Source organism: Dyadobacter sp. CY351 (genome assembly GCF_021502625.1).
GTDB classification, from domain to species: Bacteria; Bacteroidota; Bacteroidia; order Cytophagales; family Spirosomataceae; genus Dyadobacter; species Dyadobacter chenhuakuii.
Map to the genome: position 1 here is coordinate 29,257 of NZ_JAKFFU010000008.1, position 20,254 is coordinate 49,510.

20 protein-coding genes are annotated in these 20,254 nt (G+C 45.0%); 10 read left to right on the forward strand and 10 right to left on the reverse strand.

Features of this window, described 5'->3' with window-relative positions:
- Positions 1 to 9 precede the first annotated feature (9 nt).
- From L0660_RS16285 to L0660_RS16300, 4 genes are all read right to left on the reverse strand, one after another.
- On the reverse strand, positions 10 to 867 hold the full coding sequence (locus L0660_RS16285) for a transketolase (RefSeq protein ID WP_026628473.1): 858 nt from the start codon (positions 865 to 867) through the stop codon (positions 10 to 12).
- 94 nt (positions 868 to 961) lie between these two features.
- Complete coding sequence (bcp, locus tag L0660_RS16290; protein ID WP_235160366.1) at positions 962 to 1,420, reverse strand: thioredoxin-dependent thiol peroxidase; 459 nt, start codon at positions 1,418 to 1,420, stop codon at positions 962 to 964.
- A gap of 4 nt (positions 1,421 to 1,424) precedes the next feature.
- On the reverse strand, positions 1,425 to 3,383 hold the full coding sequence (locus L0660_RS16295; protein ID WP_235160367.1) for a M23 family metallopeptidase: 1,959 nt from the start codon (positions 3,381 to 3,383) through the stop codon (positions 1,425 to 1,427).
- 52 nt (positions 3,384 to 3,435) lie between these two features.
- Complete coding sequence (locus L0660_RS16300) at positions 3,436 to 4,047, reverse strand: fumarylacetoacetate hydrolase family protein (RefSeq protein ID WP_233797313.1); 612 nt, start codon at positions 4,045 to 4,047, stop codon at positions 3,436 to 3,438.
- Between the two features lie 121 nt (positions 4,048 to 4,168).
- On the opposite strand from L0660_RS16300, the gene L0660_RS16305 reads away from it, so the two are divergent.
- The 3 genes from L0660_RS16305 (at position 4,169) to L0660_RS16315 (ending at position 7,781) form a co-directional block, all read left to right on the forward strand.
- Positions 4,169 to 4,804: a C40 family peptidase gene (locus L0660_RS16305; protein ID WP_235160368.1), complete on the forward strand. Its 636-nt coding sequence runs from the start codon at positions 4,169 to 4,171 to the stop codon at positions 4,802 to 4,804.
- A 107-nt stretch (positions 4,805 to 4,911) separates the two neighbouring features.
- A complete protein-coding gene (locus tag L0660_RS16310; RefSeq protein WP_235160369.1) occupies positions 4,912 to 6,129 on the forward strand; it encodes a hypothetical protein in 1,218 nt (405 codons plus the stop codon).
- A complete protein-coding gene (locus tag L0660_RS16315; RefSeq protein WP_235160370.1) occupies positions 6,126 to 7,781 on the forward strand; it encodes a hypothetical protein in 1,656 nt (551 codons plus the stop codon). Before L0660_RS16310 ends, L0660_RS16315 begins: the two co-directional genes overlap by 4 nt.
- Before the next feature lie 18 nt (positions 7,782 to 7,799).
- Here L0660_RS16315 and L0660_RS16320 read toward each other — a convergent pair whose 3' ends face one another.
- The gene (locus L0660_RS16320; RefSeq protein WP_235160371.1) at positions 7,800 to 8,456 is read right to left on the reverse strand and encodes an HAD family phosphatase; all 657 of its coding nucleotides are present in this window, start codon (positions 8,454 to 8,456) and stop codon (positions 7,800 to 7,802) included.
- A gap of 304 nt (positions 8,457 to 8,760) precedes the next feature.
- Here L0660_RS16320 and L0660_RS16325 point away from each other — a divergent pair, with 304 nt between their 5' ends.
- The 5 genes from L0660_RS16325 (at position 8,761) to L0660_RS16345 (ending at position 11,837) form a co-directional block, all read left to right on the forward strand.
- Positions 8,761 to 9,216 (forward strand): hypothetical protein, encoded by a 456-nt coding sequence (locus L0660_RS16325; RefSeq protein WP_233797318.1) that lies wholly within the window; start codon positions 8,761 to 8,763, stop codon positions 9,214 to 9,216.
- Between the two features lie 15 nt (positions 9,217 to 9,231).
- Positions 9,232 to 9,702: a hypothetical protein gene (locus L0660_RS16330; protein ID WP_235160372.1), complete on the forward strand. Its 471-nt coding sequence runs from the start codon at positions 9,232 to 9,234 to the stop codon at positions 9,700 to 9,702.
- A 92-nt stretch (positions 9,703 to 9,794) separates the two neighbouring features.
- Entirely contained in the window at positions 9,795 to 10,118 is a 324-nt protein-coding gene (locus tag L0660_RS16335) for a hypothetical protein (protein ID WP_235160373.1), read from the forward strand.
- Between the two features lie 51 nt (positions 10,119 to 10,169).
- Complete coding sequence (gene ispF, locus L0660_RS16340; protein ID WP_235160374.1) at positions 10,170 to 10,679, forward strand: 2-C-methyl-D-erythritol 2,4-cyclodiphosphate synthase; 510 nt, start codon at positions 10,170 to 10,172, stop codon at positions 10,677 to 10,679.
- 24 nt (positions 10,680 to 10,703) lie between these two features.
- Positions 10,704 to 11,837, forward strand: coding sequence for an amidohydrolase family protein (locus L0660_RS16345; protein WP_233797322.1), 1,134 nt, complete (start codon positions 10,704 to 10,706; stop codon positions 11,835 to 11,837).
- 5 nt (positions 11,838 to 11,842) lie between these two features.
- On the opposite strand, the gene L0660_RS16350 is transcribed toward L0660_RS16345, so the two are convergent.
- The gene (locus L0660_RS16350) at positions 11,843 to 12,958 is read right to left on the reverse strand and encodes a lipopolysaccharide assembly protein LapB (protein WP_235160375.1); all 1,116 of its coding nucleotides are present in this window, start codon (positions 12,956 to 12,958) and stop codon (positions 11,843 to 11,845) included.
- Positions 12,959 to 13,071: 113 nt separating this feature from the next.
- On the opposite strand from L0660_RS16350, the gene L0660_RS16355 reads away from it, so the two are divergent.
- Positions 13,072 to 14,328: a pitrilysin family protein gene (locus tag L0660_RS16355; RefSeq protein ID WP_235160376.1), complete on the forward strand. Its 1,257-nt coding sequence runs from the start codon at positions 13,072 to 13,074 to the stop codon at positions 14,326 to 14,328.
- 37 nt (positions 14,329 to 14,365) lie between these two features.
- Here the strand turns inward: L0660_RS16355 and L0660_RS16360 are convergent, their stop codons facing one another.
- A complete protein-coding gene (locus L0660_RS16360; RefSeq protein WP_235160377.1) occupies positions 14,366 to 15,658 on the reverse strand; it encodes a pitrilysin family protein in 1,293 nt (430 codons plus the stop codon).
- A 91-nt stretch (positions 15,659 to 15,749) separates the two neighbouring features.
- Here L0660_RS16360 and L0660_RS16365 point away from each other — a divergent pair, with 91 nt between their 5' ends.
- A complete protein-coding gene (locus tag L0660_RS16365) occupies positions 15,750 to 16,868 on the forward strand; it encodes a glycosyltransferase family 1 protein (protein WP_235160378.1) in 1,119 nt (372 codons plus the stop codon).
- 1 nt (position 16,869) lies between these two features.
- Here the strand turns inward: L0660_RS16365 and L0660_RS16370 are convergent, their stop codons facing one another.
- The 3 genes from L0660_RS16370 to L0660_RS16380 form a co-directional block, all read right to left on the reverse strand.
- Complete coding sequence (locus L0660_RS16370; protein ID WP_235160379.1) at positions 16,870 to 18,276, reverse strand: lipopolysaccharide assembly protein LapB; 1,407 nt, start codon at positions 18,274 to 18,276, stop codon at positions 16,870 to 16,872.
- A gap of 77 nt (positions 18,277 to 18,353) precedes the next feature.
- Positions 18,354 to 19,352, reverse strand: coding sequence for an SDR family NAD(P)-dependent oxidoreductase (locus L0660_RS16375; protein ID WP_235160380.1), 999 nt, complete (start codon positions 19,350 to 19,352; stop codon positions 18,354 to 18,356).
- Between the two features lie 127 nt (positions 19,353 to 19,479).
- Positions 19,480 to 20,235, reverse strand: coding sequence for a hypothetical protein (locus L0660_RS16380; protein ID WP_235160381.1), 756 nt, complete (start codon positions 20,233 to 20,235; stop codon positions 19,480 to 19,482).
- Positions 20,236 to 20,254: the final 19 nt, after the last annotated feature.

The window sequence follows — 20,254 nt, forward strand, 5'->3', positions numbered from 1 at the left end:
TGTATATAATTAATAGTCTCCCATAGTTTCTTCCAACTGGCCAAGCGCTGCCGCAAGTTGCTCATCATTAGGCGCTACGCCGTGCCATTTGTGGCTGCCCATCATGAAATCAACACCATAACCCATTCCGGTGTGCAGCAAAACCATAATTGGTCTGCCGTGTCCCATCCTGCTTTTTGCTTCGTAAAGACCTTTAAGCACAGAAGCCATATCGTTGCCTTCTTCGATAGAAATCACTTCCCAGCCGAATGCTTCGTATTTAGCACCCAGGTCGCGGTTGTTCATTACTTTAACTGTCGGGCCGTCGATTTGCTGGCCGTTGAGGTCGATGAATGCCACGAGGTTGTCGATCTGGTGGTGCGGCGCGAATGTGGCTGCTTCCCAAACCTGGCCTTCCTGCTGCTCACCATCGCCCATGAGCACGTAAACATGTCCTTTATCACCGTTCAGTTTCTTCGCCATTGCAGCGCCGATCGCCACGGACATTCCTTGTCCCAGTGATCCCGACGCTATGCGGATGCCTTCCAGGTGCTCGTGCGTGGTCGGGTGACCTTGCAGACGTGAATCCAGCTTGCGGAATGTTGCCATTTCTTCCACCGGGAAATATCCCTTGCGTGCAAGTGTGCTATACCAAACCGGTGAAATATGTCCATTGGAAAGGAAAAACAAATCTTCGTCCTTACCATTCATGTCAAAAACTGGCTTACCGTCCTGTTCTTTCAATTGCATACGCTCAAAATAAAGCGCCACAAGTAATTCTGTACAGCCCAGTGAACCTCCCGGGTGTCCCGACTGGCAGCCATGCACCATACGGACAATGTCCCTGCGAACTTGTGAGGCAACTTTCTCTAATTGTTCAACTTCCATGTTTATCGATTTTCTATTTATCAAATACGTTCTTTGAGCGTCCATTTTCTGCACGTAAATGTCCTATTATTACGGCTTTGAGAATGACTCTTTATTATTCACTTTTGTTAAGAATTTGATCAGTGTGATTCTTTGTATTCACTTTTCGAACAACTTCTTCAATGATCCCATTTTCATCTATGACGAATGTTGTGCGGACAATGCCCATATATTCGTGGCCAAAAGTTTTTTTCAAAGCCCAGACACCATAATCATTCACTATTTTCTGGTCAGTATCAGCGAGTAGCGGAAAAGGCAGGTTGAATTTCTTAATGAATTTCTGATGCGATTTCTCATCATCTGCACTTACACCCAAAACTTTGTAGTTCTTTTTCAAAAGCACATCGTAGTTGTCGCGGAGGTTACAAGCCTGAGCTGTGCAACTGGGCGTATCGTCTTTTGGATAAAAGTAAAGAATGACTTTTTCTCCTTTAAAATCAGAAAGTTTCACTTCATTACCATCCTGATCCTTAGCAGAAAACGCTGGGGCGGAATCGCCAACTTGAAGTCCCATACTTTTACTTTTTTCGTTTTTTCGTTTTTTTCCGCGCAACCGGCAGATCTTTCAATTCGGTTTGCAAGATAGTACTATTTCCTGCCCTATCGGTCACTTCAAGCGTTAGTTCGCCTTCAAATGGCACCGTTGGATCCATCTTTTCAGACCAGATATATCCTTTTTTGGAATCAAAATTCATCAGCACCCATTCTCCGTTTACCAATGCTTTATAATGATCCACTCCGGATGTGGCATCGCCGATAAATCCGCGGATTCTCTCCTTACTATGCTCTACAAGCCGGATCTTGGGTGGAACGGTGTCTGCCTGGATAACAAATGTTCCGAGCTCCCGGGTTTCAAATTTTATCTCGTCATCCGCCCAGGCACCTCCCAAAAACCGATAGTAACCATCAATATAGCGGTAAACGCGCGTTCTTTCCTTGTTTTCAGGGACAGTTTCCGGCTTGAATGATACGGATATATAATCTTTGAGCGCTGTTCCCCGGTTGTTAATGGTCAGCGCATTGAAATTTTGCTGCCCGGTAAGGAATAAGGTGTCAAAAATACTCGTGTTCCGAAAATCCACCGACCATTTGTCTGCCTTATAACTGGATGCAACTGCGGGAAAAATCTGGCTTCGCAGAAAAGTTTTCACCGTCGTCTTGCCTATTTTGACTGAGTCAGGCATGTATTTCCTTAAATCTGTCAAAAAGACGGCCGACTCATCCGCATACAAATCGGGCTCTTTTTTCACTTCCTTACCATTGGAATACAAGGTTGCAAAAGGGATCGCGCTGCGGTAATATTTTGCTTTAATGACCAATGTATTTTCCTGCACATCGGTCTGAATGTATTCCGGATTTATTTCTACGTCGTAAACCGGAAGTGGCGGATTTTGCGGTTCACCTTTGATGACGAAAACGAGCTCGGACGCATTCTCGTAGGAATCGGTGATTTTAATGCGCACTTCATGAAGGAGTGTATCAGTAATGTTCAGCTTGCCGTTAATCGCATTGGTTTTATATAAATTGAAATTGTTACCGTCCGGAACGTAGCATTTGAGATAACGCTGCCCGGTTTTTTGCTCCGTTTCGTAGTCGATGAGGTTGTTATAATCCCTTGTAGCGGTGTTGGGGAAAATCTCAATGTTATAGGAAAAAACTTCATTTCCATCCATTTTAATCTCAATGCATTGCAAACCATAGCGAAACCCTGTGCCCGTCATCTGGTCGTGCGCCACCATATCAATGCCCAATATTCCCGTTGCTGAAACCGTGTCAGCAAGCCTGTAAGAACCATCTTTCAGCTTAACCGGCGAGTAAACCTTCCGACCAAACTGACCGTTAAGCCGTCCGTTAATGTCCAGCGGCCGGATCGCCAGATTGACAAATTTCGGAGGCGTAACATCCTTGATTTCATTAAATCCAAAATACAAAGGATTCAGAAAATTGTCCTTGGAATCGCGGATCTCAAAATGCAAATGTGGCCCCGCAGAACCACCCGTGTTGCCGGAAAGCGCTATGATTTCACCTTTTTTGAAGCTGAATTTTCCCGCCTCCGGAAAGAGGTCGATTTCGAATGTCTGTTTTTTATATTGCTCTTCGCGCACATAGGTCGCCAAAGGATCACTGAATTTTAGCAAATGTCCATAAACCGTCGTCTGACCATTGGGATGGCGCAAATAGATCACATTGCCGTAACCACTCCGCTGAACGGCCACTTTGTAAACATAGCCTTCCGCAGCCGCGTACACATTCAGGCCTTCGCGCTGCTCGGTACGAATGTCCAGCCCGGCGTGAAAGTGATTGCTGCGCAGGTCACCGAGCCCGCCGGCAAGCGAATTGGCAAGCCCGGGCCGGATCGGAAATTGGTAATAACCTTTTGGATACGTTTGTGTTTGGGCAAAAGAAGTAAGGCATAAGCCCATGAAGCCCGACAATAACAAACCAATACGGACCATTGCCCGAAAATGATAATGCATGAAAACGAAGTGTATGGATGAACGACCCTGCAACCGAATAGAAGATCAAGGTTTACCTAACGAATAATTCAAGCATCTTCTTGCCCTCAATGGACGCAGTAAGCTTGTCGCCGATTTGCACAGGCCCTACTCCTTTTGGCGTTCCGGTGAAAATCAGGTCTCCTTTTTTAAGCATAAAATATTTGGAGACAAAGGAGATCAGGTAATTAATGCGGTAAAGCATCATGGACGAGTTGCCGTTCTGGCGCTCTTCACCATTCACATCGAGGCTAAAATTCAGGTTTTGAATGTCTTCATAATCCGAGATCGGAACGAATTCAGAGACCGGTGCCGAACCATTGAATGCTTTTGCCAATTCCCACGGCAAGCCTTTGGCCTTCAATTCTGACTGCAAATCCCTGGCCGTGAAGTCGATGCCTACGCCTATCTCGTCGTAATATTTATGTGCAAACCGCTCTTCAATGTTTTTTCCTACGCGGTTTATTTTCACCACGAGCTCGACTTCGTAATGTACATCCTTTGAAAAATCGGGATAAAAGAAGGGTTCTCCGGCCCGCACCTGCGCCGTTTCGGGCTTTAAAAAAATTACGGGAGCGTCGGGTTTTTCGTTATTTAATTCAGCTATATGCTCGGTATAATTCCTGCCTACACAAATAATTTTCATTAGGAGCAAATAAAATTTGGAATGAGTAAAAACACAACAAAACTACCGTTATTCGCCAAATCTGCTTCGGAAATGTTTAATATTTTTGAGGAAAGTATCGTTATTAACAGAAAGCTTGCGCATGAAGATCCAAATTTCCCGACAACCTTATTTCTTAATCTGCACACTCGCATTAACCTTGTTTATAACTGCCTGCGACACCCTTCGGAAAACGCCGGAAAGATCGAACTCTTCAAGATATTCCCCGTCAAAATCGTCCCGATCGCGTGGCACCGTCGCGCGCAGACCACCTGCAAGGACACCTGCCAGAAAACCTGCAACATCTTCAAAACCAACATATAGCAAGCCAGGCGATTTTCCTCCGACAGCAGTTCCTCAAGTGGTTGAGGTGGCGCGGACTTACGCGGGAACGCCCTACCGCTCGGGTGGAAATGATAAAAACGGCATTGATTGTTCCGGCCTGATCTGCTCCGTTTATTCCGAAATTGGTGTAAAAGTGCCACGCATTTCCTGGCAGCAATCTGAATTTGGCCGGGAAGTGAGCAGCATCAAGGACATTAAGCCGGGCGACTGGCTGTTTTTTGTACCCGAAGCCGGAAAAGAAGGTTATGTCTCTCACGCCGGCATTGTTACCGATGTCCGTAATCAGGAAGAAATTATGTTTATACACGCTTCCACATCGCGCGGCGTGCGGGAGGACAATCTTTTTTCCAATTATTTCAAAGGCAGGTTTGTAAAAGCGATGCGGCCGTTTTAATCCAATTTACTGGCCGTTTGATATTTTTCCCTACACATAGGGGTAAAGTACTGGCTGACTGTCTCTTTTGCAAACAATAATCAAAGCCAAAATCCTTTTCGCAACCTATGGAAACTACTATGGGCCCTCCGCCAGCCATCGGAGGCCGCGTCGTCCCGCTTCATGCAGCTCCGGACATCCCTGTTTACATTTACGCCACTGTTTTTGCTTCTTTTTGCGTCATAACCGGCCTCATCTGGGACATTTGCTGGCACATAAGCATCGGCCGCGACGGACTGCTATCTCCGCCTCACCTAGTTATTTATCTGGGCGCTGTGGTTGCAGGATTATTCTCGGGATATGAGATTTTACGAAAAACATTCTGGGGCAGCGATTTGGAAAAAGCCGCCAGTGTCAAGATATGGGGCTTTTTTTATAGCTCACTCGGCTCTTTGTTTTGCATTTGGGGCGCATTAGCCATGCTCACCTCCGCCCCGTTCGACGACTGGTGGCATAACACTTACGGGTTGGATGTTACGATTCTGTCCCCACCGCACACCGTGCTGCTTTTGGGCATGATAGGCATTCAGTTTGGTGCCCTGATCAGCGTTATCGCAGTCAAGAACCAATTGAAGCTCAGGCTTGCGCATTCTTTTGAAAAAACAAAATCTTGGGACAAAAGACTGTTCTGGCTTTTCGCATTGTCGGCGGGTTTCCTGTTAACCATTTGGTATACATTGCTTTCTGAAAGTCTTGGTCGGATGTGGATGCACCATTCCAGCCTTTACCAATGTGTTGGCGCAGGATTTCCGCTTTTCTTAATGGCTATCGGAAAAGCGGTAAAGCATAAATGGGCGATTACCGCCGCGACAACCGTTTACACAATATTAATGTTGATGACCCTTTGGATTATTCCCCTCTTTCCCGCGGAACCCAAGCTAGGCCCGATCCTGAATCACATTGATCATTATCAGGGATTCCAGTTTCCACTTCTGCTTATTATTCCAGCCATAACCATTGATCTTTTGCGTAATCGCTTCGGTTATTTGAATGACTGGAAGCTTACATTGCTTCTGGGAAGCGCCTTTATCATTGTTTTTTCTGTATTTCAATGGTTTTTCGGATCATTCCTGATGGAATCGCCTTATGCCCGGAACTGGTTTTTTGGCAGCCATTACTGGTATTTCGGCAACAGCCCCGACTGGGAGTATCGCTACAAATTTGGCCCGTGGCTGGAAACGACATCTGAACTGCTGCAAGGACTAGGCATTGCATTGATCGCCAGTTTGATTTCAACACGCATAGGATTGTCCTGGGGTAACTGGATGCATAAAATTCAACGATGAAAAATCTTATCTTAATCATCATGCTTTTGGCTGTTGGTATGACAGCAAAAGCGCACGTCGGAAGTGCTGGTGTGCAAATGCAGGGACAGGCGGGCCCCTATAAAGTGCTTGTGAGCGTGGAGCCGCCCGATGTGATTCCAGGGACTGCAAAAATCACGGTTTTCATCGAAAATGGCATTGCTAAAAAAGTGCTTGCAAGGCCCATTTACTTTTATTCCGGGGACAAAGGCGCTCCATCACCCGACGAACTGGCACAAGTTGCAGGGCAAACCGGACAGTTTCAGGGTGCGGTTTGGCTGATGGAATGGGGATCGTCCTCCGCCCAGATCCAGGTTGAAGGCGAACAGGGAAAAGGTGAACTGATCGTTCCTATTGTTGCCGTTTCCACGGCGGAACGGGAAATGCCGAAACATTTAGGGATTGGTTTGAGCATTCTGGGGGTGCTGCTGTTTTTGTTAATGATCACCACCATTGGCGCAAGCGTCAGCGACGGCATTTTAAGGCCAGGCGAGACATTGACATTTGCGCAAAAAAGAAAGCGCTGGGTGAATATGGGGATTGCAACCGTGCTATGTTCGGTCATTTTATACGGCGGAAGCAGCTGGTGGGATAGCTGGGCGGAAGAATACAAGCAATGGCTCTACCGGCCGATCCAGGGAAACGCGGCCATTTTAGAGAACGGTGATCAAAGGGTTTTTCAGCTAAAAATTGACACAACAGGCTTTCACTCGCAGCGTCGTGGCAGTATGCTCAGCACATTGATCCCGGATCATGGCAAGCTCATGCATACGTTTCTCGTCCGCACGCCTGGAATGGACGCTTTCGCCCACATTCACCCGGAACGCAAGGATAGCACGACATTTGAAGCCTATTTACCCAAATTACCAGGCGGGAAGTATCTTGTTTACAGTGACATTGTACAGCGATCGGGTTTCGCGGAAACAATTGTAGACACCATCGACATTCCGGAGCAGCAAGCAAAAAGCAACCCGCTTCAAGTGACCGCAGAGGAAGACACTTATGTCGTGACCGATCCGATCGACTCTCCGGGAGCAGTGCCATTGGATGAGAATGTAGTGGTTTGCGGCAAGCCCGGCACAAAAACGGTCTTTAAAGATGGCTCCTATGCCGTTTGGGAAGGCAAACCTGACAAGCCACTGGACGCAGGAAAGCCGTATCAGCTGACATTTGAATTTTTCAATCCTGATGGAAGCGCCTGTTATCCCGAGCCATATCTTGGCATGACCGGCCACGTGGCAGTTGTTCGTACGGATGGCTCCGTATACATTCACCTGCATCCAACCGGCACATTTGCGATGGCGGCTGAAAAGTCATTCAAGGACCGCATGGCCGATACCGCGACTACGGTTAAAGCCGCCGCGCCCGCCATTTTCCGGGATAGCATTGACCGTTACCTCGCTAAATTAAAGGCTATGCCCATGGAAGAAAGAGAAGTGTTCCTGATGACCGAAATGGGAATGTATGCTGTTAAGGACGGCGCAATGTCCGGCATGGATCATGGTAACCGCATTTCATTTCCCTATTCCTTTCCTAAGGCAGGACGTTACCGGATCTTTTTGCAATTGAAAAGAAATGCAAAAGTGCTCACAGGCGTGTACGATGTAAAAGTGAAAGACGCTGTTACCTTATAAACACTTGTTACAGCCTTCTCAGAACAAGTCCTGAATTTGCTGAAAAGACATCTCCCTGTAATTTTCTATATAGAGGTTGCAGGGAGGTAACTCTTCCTTCGTATGCGAGCTCAGGACGCCTACCACATGCATTCCTGCATTGATAGCAGCCGAAACACCGGAAAAAGAATCTTCAAAAACAACACATTGATCCGGTTCCACGCCCAGATTTTTAGCGCTGGTAAGATAAACTTCGGGATCCGGTTTGTGCTTCTTGACATTTTCACTGGCCATTATAGACCCTAAATGCGCTCGGATAGGCACTTTGCTCAGGATCAGGTCCAGGTTTGCCAGCGGCGCTGACGTCGCTACGCCAAGTTTAGCACCATTACTTTTCAAGTCGTTGATAAAAGCGACAATTCCTTCGATAGGATCAATGTAAGGCTCGTAGATCTGGCGGAACAAGCTTTCTTTTTCATCTTCCATTTTCAAAAGCTCATCTCCTTCTACCACCCTGTTTAAAAAGTGACTGAGAATGTAGCTGTTGCTTTTCCCAAACATATGTGCCGCAAATTCTTCGTCTGTCGGAGCCAGGTCGCGCTTTGAAAAAAATTCGCGGAACGCCATGGAGTGGTAAGGGTTGGTATGGCAAATCACGCCATCCATATCAAAAATGACTGCTATTTCTTTTTTCATCGCGCAAAGATAAACAATCAACATTTTCTGAATGTGAATCGAATCACTTTTCAGGCAACGTCGTATTTATTCTTTATAATATAGCTTGGTAAACCGCGAAACGAGACCGATATTTAACGCAATGGAACATTACACTTTACATATTTAACAGCAGTTCGGCTTCTTTTTATGTCACCGATTGCATTTTATCAGGTTATTCTGTTAAATTTACTATACCAACCTCCCGCTATTTGCAAGAATAGCAAGCTAGATTTGCCGGATCATTATACAGTTGGCTTTTCTTGCAATAATAATATGACAATGTATGAGTGAGTTAGAACCAATCAAAAATGGAGTGGACCGCCAGTCAGTTGCAAGACGAAGCGAGAACATGACTTCGCTGGAAGCGTATGATAAATATGGTGCAATGGCTTATGGCATCATTTTGCAAATTTTGCCGCAGGTCCATTTGGCTCAGGAAGTGTTGGTAAGTGTATTTTCCTCACCCCAATTACAGGCTTGCAACAGTTACCCTTTCAGCTTTGTTGCTTGTGTTATCAAGCTGGCCCGGGCCAAAGCTGTGGAAGCCAAGCGCAAGGTAACGGCGATTGCACCGATCTCTGATCCTTCCAACACGTCGGATACATCACCTGCGAAAATTTTTGATCTTTCATTCTGCCAGGGTTTTACGCCGGAAGAAGTTGCACAAAAACTCAATATATCGAAATCCGAAGTTCTTCGTTCTTTTCATGAATATTTCAAATTATACCGTAACGCTTAATCATCAGGGCATATAGTGGAAATACAGGATTTTATTGAGAGCGGAATCTTAGAGGCACACTTGTTGGGATTGACCAATAAAGAAGAGAAAGAACTCGTACAATATATGGTGGAGGAAAATCAGGAGATCCAGGATCATCTGGTTGATATTGAAAAGGATCTGACGCGTTATTTTAACGGCTCGGCAACGACGCCTCCAACTGCAATACGCGAAATAATTCATCTGAGAAGTACGCAAGATCACTTCCGGAAGGAAAAACATACTTTCAAAAACAAAGCGGCGAAAGAAGACAACAACACGAAATTCCTTGATGTGGAGGTAAATGACACCCATATCAAAGTCCACAAATTCTGGCGTCCAGCCTTTATCGCCGTATTTATTTTGTCCAAAATATTCCTGATCGCCGGGCTGTATTATTACTTCAAAGCGGTTAATCAGGAGGAAGAATTACTGAGGCTTAAAACAGAGATTCATCAGGTCAAATAGTCAGACCACATTCATAAAACAAGCCGGAAATCACATCGTGATCTTCCGGCTTGTTTGTTTATATTTGAAAAATTAAACACATATTATATTTTATGAAAGAGAGAGAAAGGATAAGTAATCTGGAAGAGTTAATGGCTGAAAACCTGATCCGGTTAGATCGGCTTGAAGCTGGGCAAACTGTTATTCATCGAAGTGTAACAGATCTTAATAAGATTGTTTTTAAGAACTCGACTGACATCGAGGTCTTGAAGCAAGATGTCGCTTACCTGAAAGAAAACATGGCAACGAAGCAAATGTTTGCCAGCATGCTGGAAGCAATGGTAGATGGCTTTGACCGGACCGACAGGCAATTCTCTAAAATGCATGACGAAATGGTTTTGCTACGGCAGGATGTCAATGTGTTGAAAGCCAGGTAAGTCTCCGAAAACCGCTAAATTACTACGTTCCTCAAATTTTAAAATAAATACATGTTTCCGTTTCGCGTTGGCCAGGGTTATGATGTGCATCAGTTGGAAGAAGGCAGGCCGTTCTGGCTGGGCGGGATTTTGATCCCGCATTCACATGGTGCAAAAGGCCATTCAGATGCGGATGTCGTGTGCCACGTCATGTGCGACGCGTTGCTGGGCGCTGCGAACATGCGAAACATCGGTTACCATTTCTCCGATAAAGATCCGCAATGGAAGGGCGTTGACAGCAAAATATTGTTAGCCAAAGTGCTGGAAATGATCCGTGAAAAAGGCTTTGAAGTGGGTAATGTGGATGTCACAATCGTGTTACAAAACCCAAAGCTAAATCCGCACATCCCTGAAATGAAAACTTGCTTATCCGCCGTCACCCAAATTCCCGCAGAGAATATTTCCATCAAAGCAACAACTTCTGAACAGTTAGGATTTGTAGGCCGCGAAGAAGGAATCGCTGCACATTGCGTTGCATTGATATATTTGCCAAGCCTCTTTCCCATAAATACTTCGCATTAACCAAACCCATGAAAAAACGCCTTCATGAAAAAACTTCTCCTTGCTCTCACCATTGTTATTGGTTTCACATTTATCGCTTGCGCTCAGGAAGGCGGCCAGGTTACACAACCCATTGGCTTTGAAGAATACGATCCTATCTCAACGTTGAAAGTAGAGGAGCACATTACCAAAAGAGCTAAGTTTCCCTTTATCGACGTCCATAACCACCAATATCAGATGCCTACGCAGGATCTGAAAGCGCTGACAAAAGAAATGGACGCGCTGAATATGGCTATAATGGTCAATTTGAGCGGTCGCGGTTGGTCGCAGGAGTGGGAAGAGGGAACGGCTACATTGAAAGGCTCGCTGGAAAATGTTGCCAAGAATGAGCCAAAAAGAATCGCAGTTTTTACCAATCTCCAGTTCAAAGGTTTTGGTGAGAAAGACTGGTCGGCTAAGGCTGTTGCGCAACTGGAAGCGGATGTAAAAATGGGCGCAAAGGGGTTGAAAATTTACAAAAGTCTTGGTTTCAGCGGCATTAAGGATGATAAGGGCAATCGTGTTGCCGTGAGTGATCCGCGCTTGCAGCCTGTCTGGAAAAAATGCGGTGAGCTGGGAATCCCGGTTCTGATCCATACTGCCGACGTGCCGTCATTCTGGGACCCGATGGACCGCTACAATGAACGCTGGCTTGAACTGAAAACCCATCCAAACCGCCGACGCGGCGCAAAAGATCCTGTTCCGTTTGATTCGTTAATAGCCGAGCAGCACCACATTTTCAAAAGCAATCCTAAAACGACATTCATTAATGCGCATATGGGCTGGTATCCCAACAATTTAAAGAAACTGGACAGCCTGATGGTCGTTTTCCCTAATATGTATGTTGAAATTGGCGCAGTAATTGCGGAATTGGGCCGTCAGCCGCGGGCTGCCAAAAAGTTTTTTGATAAGTATCAGGACCGCGTGTTATTTGGTAAAGACAGTTGGGTGCCAGCCGAGTACGCGACCTATTTCAGGGTTTTGGAGACTGAGGACGAATACTTTCCCTATCACAAGAAATACCACGCATTCTGGAGAATGTATGGGATGGGCCTTTCAGACGAAGTTTTGAAAAAGCTCTATTACAAAAATGCATTACGCATCATCCCAGGTCTGGACAAAAGCCTTTTCCCTAAATAATTATCTCATTTAAAGGCTTTTGCCTCTTTAATTAGGGATCTGTACTCAGCCTTTCCGAGGCATTTCTTATAATAATCTTTGGCTTTGCCCTTGTTACCGGCGCGTGAAGCAACTCTCGCCAGGCCTGCATAAGCCATTGCATGATATTCTTTGGTGTACTGATCATCATGCGGCGTCTTCAAAGCCAGCAAATATTCTCGCTGGGCCGAAGCATCGTCCTTTTCATGTTTCTCGTGCAATAAGCCCTGAAAAGTTCGCCAGGCAACGGGGTAAAAACCCTGTGTGTGTTTCTTTAACATTGCCAGTTCCTTATTTGCCTGCTCGTATTTCGCTGCCAAGATCAGCGATTCGATGTTTTTCATCAAGAAAAGCGGATTTTTGGGATATAAATCAATGAGCCTGTCTGTGTAGTAAACGGCTTTGTCAGGTCTTGATTCGTATTTGAGATAAATGTGTGAAATGTAAAAATTAGCTTCCGCACGTGTTATCGTACCCACTTTGGTAGCATTATCTATTTGCTTTAAACCTAATGCCTTATCCCCACTTTTAAAGAAAAGCATCAGTGGCTTTACCATAGAATGTTCCTCGGGATACACTTCAACATAATAGTTATACATCCCCGAAGTGAAGTAAAATTCAGGGTTCTTGTTGATCAGCTTCAGGCCTTCAACGAACGCATTATACGCCTTTTTGCCCTCCCCTGCCGCGTTCATCATTTCCCCCTTATAATTGTACATCATAGCCATATAACCGCGGGCAACCATCGTGTAAAATACTGCTTCCGGGTCAAGGCTGTTCTTTCCGTACTTCTTATTAATTGCTTCCAGGCATTGATCCAGCTTGTGAATGTATTCCTTCGATTTTGTGGGATTATCCTTGATCGGCAAATGTTTCCAGAAGAGCACAAACGAGTCCAGAATGTAGGAAACGGGGTGATTAGGATATTTTTTCTGAACCTGATGCATAAAAACCTCAGCCTCCTCAAACTCGTAATTGTATATTTTGTCCAGGCTCTGCTGAACATGTTTTAACGATGCCGGGTCATTCAGAAGTTGGGCAGGTGCAGGAAGCGAACACAGTGTGAGTAAAAATAAAAAAAGAAACCGAAGGGTATTTTGCATGGCATGTACTATAAACTCAAAATGGTTTGGTGGAACCGCACCGGAACATTAGCTTTGTTAATAACCGCAAAACAAGATGGCGGGTTTCAAAAATTAATCTACTCACTGATATTATGATTCGTTACGAGCAGTTCACCCTGGATAATGGCTTGAAAGTTTTTGTTCATGAAGATTTTTCAACACCAATGGCTGCCGTAAATATCTTGTACAATGTTGGTTCACGGGATGAGGATGAGGAGCGGACTGGATTTGCACATTTGTTTGAACACCTGATGTTCGGCGGCTCCAAAAACATTCCCAGCTACGATATTCCGGTCCAGAATGTAGGTGGGGAAAACAATGCTTTCACTTCACCTGACATTACTAACTACTACATTACATTACCCGCAGACAATATAGAAACGGCTTTTTGGCTCGAATCGGATAGGATGATGAGCCTTTCTTTTGATCCCAATGTGCTGGAAGTGCAGCGCAAAGTGGTGATTGAAGAGTTCAAACAGCGTTATCTGAACCAGCCTTATGGTGATATGTGGCTGAAATTAAGACCATTGGCGTATAAGCAGCATCCCTATCGCTGGGCTACAATCGGCAAGGACATTGACCATATAGAAAGGGCAACTATGGATGATGTTCAGGACTTTTTCTTCCGGTTTTATCGTCCCAACAACGCAGTAATGGTCGTTGCCGGAGCTATAAAGACAGCTCAGGTGCGTGAATTAGCCAATAAATGGTTTGGGGACATTCCTCCTGGTGCTCCTTATATGCGCAACCTGCCACGGGAGTCTGCACAGAATGAAGCGAGACATTTGGAAATCTCAGCAGCCGTTCCGTTAAATTCTCTGATCAAAGTTTATCACATGCCGGGCAGATACGAAAACGGCTTTTACGCAACCGATCTGCTGAGTGATATTCTGGGACGTGGCAAATCGTCGCGTTTGTACCAAAGCCTTTTGAAAGAAAGATCCATTTTTAACAGCATCAGCGCCAGCGTTACTTCGTCACTTGATCCGGGTTTGCTTTTGATCAAAGGCAATTTAAATCCTGGTGTTAGTCTGGAAGAAGCAGATGCAGCTGTGACGGATATACTCAGCGAAATGGTGGCAAACGGCGCCAACGATGACGAGGTTACCAAAGTAAAAAACCAGTCGGAAGCTTCGCTGGCCTTCTCGGAAGTTGAACTCCTGAACCGTGCGATGAATCTGGCATTTGCAGCCAATGCCGGCAATGTAGATTGGGCCAACGAGGATGCGGAGATTATACGGAATCTGACGTCTGCCGAGATTCAGGAAGCAGCCAAATCCGTATTGAGGCCCGAAAATGCCTCTACGTTATATTATCGCGCAGAAGAAAAGCAGGTTGCGCTTGTCTGACAAGTCGCACCTGCCGTGCAGTGAGAAATAGCTTTTGTTAATCTTCGGGAAGAAAAGTGAGATAGCTGAAATTCTCCTCTTTGAACATTTCCTGTGCAATATCCTGCAACTGTAACGCGGTGATCTGCTCGATCTCGGTAAAGATTTCCGGAAGTGAATCCACGCGGCCCGTATCCAGCAAGCTTTTGGCCATCATCAGCATAAAGCTCATGTTACTCTCCTCAGACATTGCCAGTTGACCCATAAGCTGCACCTTGGTTTGATGCAGTTGCAGCACCGACAAAGGCACTTCGCGGATTTTTTTAAGCTCCTTATGAATCAGGGAAATGCTTTTGGTGAGCTGTTTTTGTTCTGTTCCAAAGAAAATACCCATGAAGCCAGTGTCCAGATAAGGCGTGTAATTTCCTTCAATAGAGTAAACAAAACCATATTTCTCGCGCAAAGAAAGGTTAAACCTGGAATTCATTCCCGGCCCGCCCAGCAGATTCACCAGCATAAAAAACGACAATCTCCTGTCGTCAAGCAATGGATATGCCGGCTGGCCCATAGCACATTGCGCCTGAGAGATAGAGCGTTCTTTTTGCTGACTTACAGGCACATACGCCAATGGTGCCTGCCTGATCCTGGATGTTTTACGATGTGGAATGTTACCCAGATATTTCTCCGCTACCCGAATTACTTTCGAAAAAGGCAAACGGCTAACAGACGAAACGACAATGCGCTCCGTATCAATGTTGTCGTTGATAAATTGCATTAAATCCGCTTTGCCAAACGAGCCTACGGTTTCTGCTGTCCCTAATATATTATTTCCCAGGGCATGATCGGGAAAAATGAGCTGGTCAAAATCGTCCTGAATGGCGTCTTCGGGAGAATCAATGTACATGGACATTTCCTCCAATATCACATTACGCTCACGCTCAATCTGCTTTTCCGGAAAAACAGAATGAAATGTAATGTCTGCCAGCAAATCCATGGCCTTATCGAAATGATCGTCGAGGACCGAGGCGTGGAAACAAATTTTTTCTTTGGTTGTATAAGCATTCAGTTCTCCACCCACATTCTCTAACCTGTTGATAATGTGGTAAGAACTGCGTTTTTCAGTTCCTTTAAAGGCCATATGCTCCCAGAAATGGGCTAGCCCCTGCTGATGCGGCAATTCATCGCGGCTTCCGATGTCGAGCATAATGCCGCAATGCGCGATTTGCGTATAAGGAACCTGCTTATGAGCAATGCGGATCCCGTTGGCAAGCGTATGTAAATGATAATCTTCTGTGATTGGTAGTGTGGTAGATTTGGGGTTACCCTGTTTCTGGACGTTATCTCTCTTCATTCCTTTTGAACACAAAATAGGCACCAATAATTTTCGGTGGTATCCACAAAATTACAGACTTTTGCTCTGAAACCCTTGAAAAGCACCAGTTATGCGCGTTGGATTTGATGCCAAAAGAGCTTTTGCCAATAAAACCGGACTTGGAAATTACAGTCGTTTTGTGCTCGATGCGCTTCTGACAAATGAAAAAGCACCAACTTACCTGGCCTACACGCCAAAAAACAAGGCGAAACTTTTTCCCGGCTTCCCGGAAAACAACCTTCGCATTCCGCAGACATTCCTGGATAAAAAACTCTCGGCTTACTGGCGCTACACATCTATTACGAAACAGCTGAAAGCGGATAACATTGATGTGTTTCACGGGTTGAGCAACGAACTCCCGCAAGGATTGCAAAAGGCCGGAATTAAGTCGGTGGTTACGATCCATGATCTGATCTTTGAACGGCTTCCGCATTTGTTCAAGCCCATCGACAGGCTTATTTACCGACATAAATTCCAGTCGGCATGCCGCCGCGCAGACTCAGTTATTGCCATCAGCGAGCAGACAAAGCGAGACTTAATAGCGCTATACCATGTTGATAGTGAGAAAATCCAGGTTGTTTACCAGGATTGTAATCCTATTTTTAAACAAAGGGTTGAACAAAATAAAATAGAAGAGATCAGGCGCATATACGACATTCCAGGGCAGTACATTTTGTGTGTGGGAACATTGGAAGAGCGTAAAAATCAGCACCGGTTGGTGGAAGCATTCGCTAGCGTCGCTAATAATGATTTCCAGCTTATCCTTGTCGGTAAATCAACAAGTTATACGCCCAAAATTTTGGAATACATTCAAAAATACAACCTGGAAAAGAAGGTAAAAATCCTCCATGACGTTCCCACAGCACATTTACCAGCGCTTTACCAGGAAGCTGAAATATTCGCTTACATCTCTATTTATGAAGGTTTTGGCATTCCTATTCTCGAAGCATTGCACAGCGGGACGCCCGTTTTAGCAGCGAAAGGATCGTGTCTGGAAGAAGCTGGCGGGCCGGGTGGTTTGTATGCGGATCCCTATCAAAAAGAAGACATCAGCCATCAGCTAAATAAACTGATTACTGATGCCGCTTTAAGAAAACAGCTTGTAGAAGCCGGAAAACGGCACATTAGCCAGTTTTCCGGCAAAAATATTGCGCATCAGCTTGTGGATTTATATCAAAATCTCCGCTGAACTATTTCTCTCTGTATTGCTCGATGATCCTGAACAAGGCTTTTTGTTTTTCCAGATCGGGGAAAAAGTCGAAAAGCTGCACATGCGCATCGTAATCGAGCGTTAATGCTGTTTCCAGGTTTAAAAGCGCTTCACGATATGTGCCGCCGTGGATCTGATAAACGGCCATTCTGTAATAGAGGTCGGCTTCTTCGGGCATTTCGTCAATTGCAGCTTGCAAGAGGTCGCAAGCGCGAACGTAATTTCCCTGCTCAAACAGCACATGCGACCATTTCAGCCAGATATCCGGATTGGATGGCTCTATTTCCGCCGCCTTTTCGAATGCTTCAAATGCTGAGATGACATTACCAACTTTAAACTCCGTTTCAGCAAGCGCTAGCCAGTAGTCCGGGTTTAATTCAGTGATCTGAATGGCTTTACGTAAAAATCCAACTGCCTCATACCAACGACCCAGCTCACTGAAACATATCCCTAATCCATACCAGCCATCATCCCACTGTTTATCCAGCTTTACAGTCTGCCGGTAATATTTAATGGCCGTTTCAAATTGACCCAGTTTCTCGTAGCAAGTGCCCAGGCAGCAGCAAGTTTCGGGCTGCTCGCCTTCGAGTTCTATCGCTTTTAAATATTGTTCTTTTGCGTCTTCGTACTTTTCGAGGTTCATGTACGAATTGCCCAATTGAAAAAAGGCCGAAGCAAAATCTTCCTTAACCAATGTTGCGTATTCGTAAGCATTCACCGCATCCTCGTAACGTTCGAGCTTACTGAATGCTATACCCAGATTATACCAGGCGTGATGCGAAAACGGGTCGCGGTCAACAAGCTCATTGTAGTATTCGAGATGACTTTCCAGCTGCCCTACCAAATCCAGGCAATGTGCAAGTTCATATAGCGCACTCTCATTATTCAGGTTGTTCCGGAGCGACTTTTTATAAAACTTGATCGCCTCGTCATACTTACCCCAATTCTGATAAGTCTGCCCTATTTGAAAATATATTTCATCCTGGTCTTCAACACGTTGCAGAAGATTTTCCAACACTTCAATGGCCTCTTCAAACTCGCCCATCATATTGGAAATGGCAACCTGCATGAATGAAATTTCAATGTCGCCGGGATGGAAAAGCGAAGCTCTTTCCAGAATCTCCATAGCCAGCTCATGTTCACCGCGGTTGGCATGCAGCTGCACCATATTAAGCAGGAGGTCCAGCGAATAAGGATAATCCGACAACCCTAACTCACACGCTTTAAATGCTTTGTCCCAATCTCCTTTTTCAATGTAGTGAACCGTTACTTTTTCGTAAGTATCCAAATCAAAAAAAACCGGCTCACTCGTTTTAAGCATTCTTTCAAACCTGAGCAATGTTTCTTTCATATAATCCTTTCTTTCCCCAAAATTTTTCTCCATCATACGGACCGTCAGGTTAGATTTGAGGGCTAACGCACCACTAATTAATCAGAGAAAGTTATAAAATAAATAATCGTTATTCAAATCTTGCCAAGCAAACTTTCACTTACCCTGGCAACCGTTCGCTCAATGGGTTGGAACTCAAAATTCAATGCTTTCCGGATTTTCCCGTTGTCGTAACTGATCTTTCTGGCCGCAGATTTGGCCGTTTCCTTCGTAATTAACGGCTTTGTTCCTAGTAACCACGTCCTTACCGCTTCGAACCGCCAAATAATTCCGGCAAGTCCGGTACCCACCTTAAACGACGGCCTTTTTTTGTGCATTGCGTCTGCAATAGTATTGAACAAATTCTGATAAGAAATGCTCCCGCCATTCAGCAAAAATCTTTCTCCGGAGATGTCAGATAACATAAGCCGGAATATAATGTCGGCAACGTCTTTTACGTCCACATAATTCGCGATGCCTTCTGTGTAAAACGGTTTTTCTTTAAAAACATAACCGAAAATCTGGGTGCTGCTCTTACTCCAATCCCCTTCACCCAGGATCAATGTGGGGTTGACGATCACCGCATTAAGCCCTTCCGCGATCCCACGCCACACTTCCAGTTCCGCCAAATGTTTGCTTTTCGCATATTCCGAATTCTCCGGGGAATCTTCCCAGCGATGATTTTCGTCCAGGACCACATCTTTTCCCGGAATGGCTTTCCGCACGTCCGGCCTGCCGATTGCCGCAATGCTGCTCACATGACATAATTTGTCGATTTTATATTTAAGACACACATTCACAACATTCGCAGTCCCCTCCACATTCACCTTATACATTGACTTCCGCTCCTTTGGAATAAAAGAAACAACAGCAGCCGTATGTACGACCATGTCCATATTCTCCACCGCGCTTTCCAGCGCGCTGATGTCCAGAATGTCCCCTTCTATCCAATGTATTTTTGAAGCAACATCCGCCAGCAGGCTTCGGTCAGAGTCGAGCCTGGCTAGGGCAAATACTTCATGATTTTCAGCAAGAAACTTCCGTGCAGTAGCGCTTCCGACCAAACCTGTCGCACCGGTAATTAGAATTTTCATATTTATTACAACAAAATATCGAGACCAAAGTTGGTTGTAAAAATGTGAAATCCTGCATAACAACAAAAAACCCTTTCCAAATCGCGCAGATTCGGAAAGGGCAAAACACATTTATATTATTGACTGTCTATAAACTTCTCACATTTTGCAAATATTTTTCAAGCGTTGATATCCTGGGAGAAAGGTCATCCATTTCGTTTAACTCGACTGCAAAATCTGCTTTTAATCCTCCCTGAACGGTCTCGGGCTTATCTTTCATCTTTTGAATTAATCCAGGCATTGCCGCTTTCGCCTGCTTATGCAAATTTAAACTTTGCGCAATTTGCTTTTCAAATTCAGCAACGAGTGAACTATACTGATTGTCAGCAACATGGCTCTTAACTTTGCTGATTCCTTCAAAAATAAGTGCAAAGCGACCACATTCCGAATCGATCAATTCTTTTGTCAAGAAGGCAATCAGTGCAAAGTCGTTTGACTTTATTACCTCATATTCCTGCAAAATTACCCGTGCATACTTATTCCGAAAATGCCTGATCAACAACGAATCTTCATCGTGGCTTTGCAAAAAACGCTTATACGTCTGCACAACCCCATCTTTTTGAGCACTTGTCAATCGTGCATGTTTGGTCGGCAACGAAATCGGAGCCATTTCATTCAGCCTTACTTTTACCGCACGTTCCGCGTCAATCAACTCTTTTGTTATCGCTCCGTTCTTTGCAAGGAAATACGTGGGAAATAATTCATCGTCTTCGGTTGCCGCCTTTTTAAAATTATAGCGTTTTTCCGCCTTTTTCAGATCACGTTCCTGATCGTCCGCGCATCCAAAAGCGACAAACAGAACAAAAGAAAGCATCATAAGCCGATTGTATGTGTATATTTTCATGTTGAAAAATTTATAAGTG

What these genes read in the sequence shown, in the direction of transcription:
- L0660_RS16285 (WP_026628473.1), bottom strand. Translation starts at nt 867, where the DNA reads ATGGAAGTTGAACAATTAGAGAAAGTTGCCTCACAAGTTCGCAGGGAC.
- bcp (WP_235160366.1), bottom strand. Translation starts at nt 1,420, where the DNA reads ATGGGACTTCAAGTTGGCGATTCCGCCCCAGCGTTTTCTGCTAAGGAT.
- L0660_RS16295 (WP_235160367.1), bottom strand. Translation starts at nt 3,383, where the DNA reads ATGCATTATCATTTTCGGGCAATGGTCCGTATTGGTTTGTTATTGTCG.
- L0660_RS16300 (WP_233797313.1), bottom strand. Translation starts at nt 4,047, where the DNA reads ATGAAAATTATTTGTGTAGGCAGGAATTATACCGAGCATATAGCTGAA.
- L0660_RS16305 (WP_235160368.1), top strand. Translation starts at nt 4,169, where the DNA reads ATGAAGATCCAAATTTCCCGACAACCTTATTTCTTAATCTGCACACTC.
- L0660_RS16310 (WP_235160369.1), top strand. Translation starts at nt 4,912, where the DNA reads ATGGAAACTACTATGGGCCCTCCGCCAGCCATCGGAGGCCGCGTCGTC.
- L0660_RS16315 (WP_235160370.1), top strand. Translation starts at nt 6,126, where the DNA reads ATGAAAAATCTTATCTTAATCATCATGCTTTTGGCTGTTGGTATGACA.
- L0660_RS16320 (WP_235160371.1), bottom strand. Translation starts at nt 8,456, where the DNA reads ATGAAAAAAGAAATAGCAGTCATTTTTGATATGGATGGCGTGATTTGC.
- L0660_RS16325 (WP_233797318.1), top strand. Translation starts at nt 8,761, where the DNA reads ATGAGTGAGTTAGAACCAATCAAAAATGGAGTGGACCGCCAGTCAGTT.
- L0660_RS16335 (WP_235160373.1), top strand. Translation starts at nt 9,795, where the DNA reads ATGAAAGAGAGAGAAAGGATAAGTAATCTGGAAGAGTTAATGGCTGAA.
- ispF (WP_235160374.1), top strand. Translation starts at nt 10,170, where the DNA reads ATGTTTCCGTTTCGCGTTGGCCAGGGTTATGATGTGCATCAGTTGGAA.
- L0660_RS16345 (WP_233797322.1), top strand. Translation starts at nt 10,704, where the DNA reads ATGAAAAAACTTCTCCTTGCTCTCACCATTGTTATTGGTTTCACATTT.
- L0660_RS16350 (WP_235160375.1), bottom strand. Translation starts at nt 12,958, where the DNA reads ATGCAAAATACCCTTCGGTTTCTTTTTTTATTTTTACTCACACTGTGT.
- L0660_RS16355 (WP_235160376.1), top strand. Translation starts at nt 13,072, where the DNA reads ATGATTCGTTACGAGCAGTTCACCCTGGATAATGGCTTGAAAGTTTTT.
- L0660_RS16360 (WP_235160377.1), bottom strand. Translation starts at nt 15,658, where the DNA reads ATGAAGAGAGATAACGTCCAGAAACAGGGTAACCCCAAATCTACCACA.
- L0660_RS16365 (WP_235160378.1), top strand. Translation starts at nt 15,750, where the DNA reads ATGCGCGTTGGATTTGATGCCAAAAGAGCTTTTGCCAATAAAACCGGA.
- L0660_RS16370 (WP_235160379.1), bottom strand. Translation starts at nt 18,276, where the DNA reads ATGATGGAGAAAAATTTTGGGGAAAGAAAGGATTATATGAAAGAAACA.
- L0660_RS16375 (WP_235160380.1), bottom strand. Translation starts at nt 19,352, where the DNA reads ATGAAAATTCTAATTACCGGTGCGACAGGTTTGGTCGGAAGCGCTACT.
- L0660_RS16380 (WP_235160381.1), bottom strand. Translation starts at nt 20,235, where the DNA reads ATGAAAATATACACATACAATCGGCTTATGATGCTTTCTTTTGTTCTG.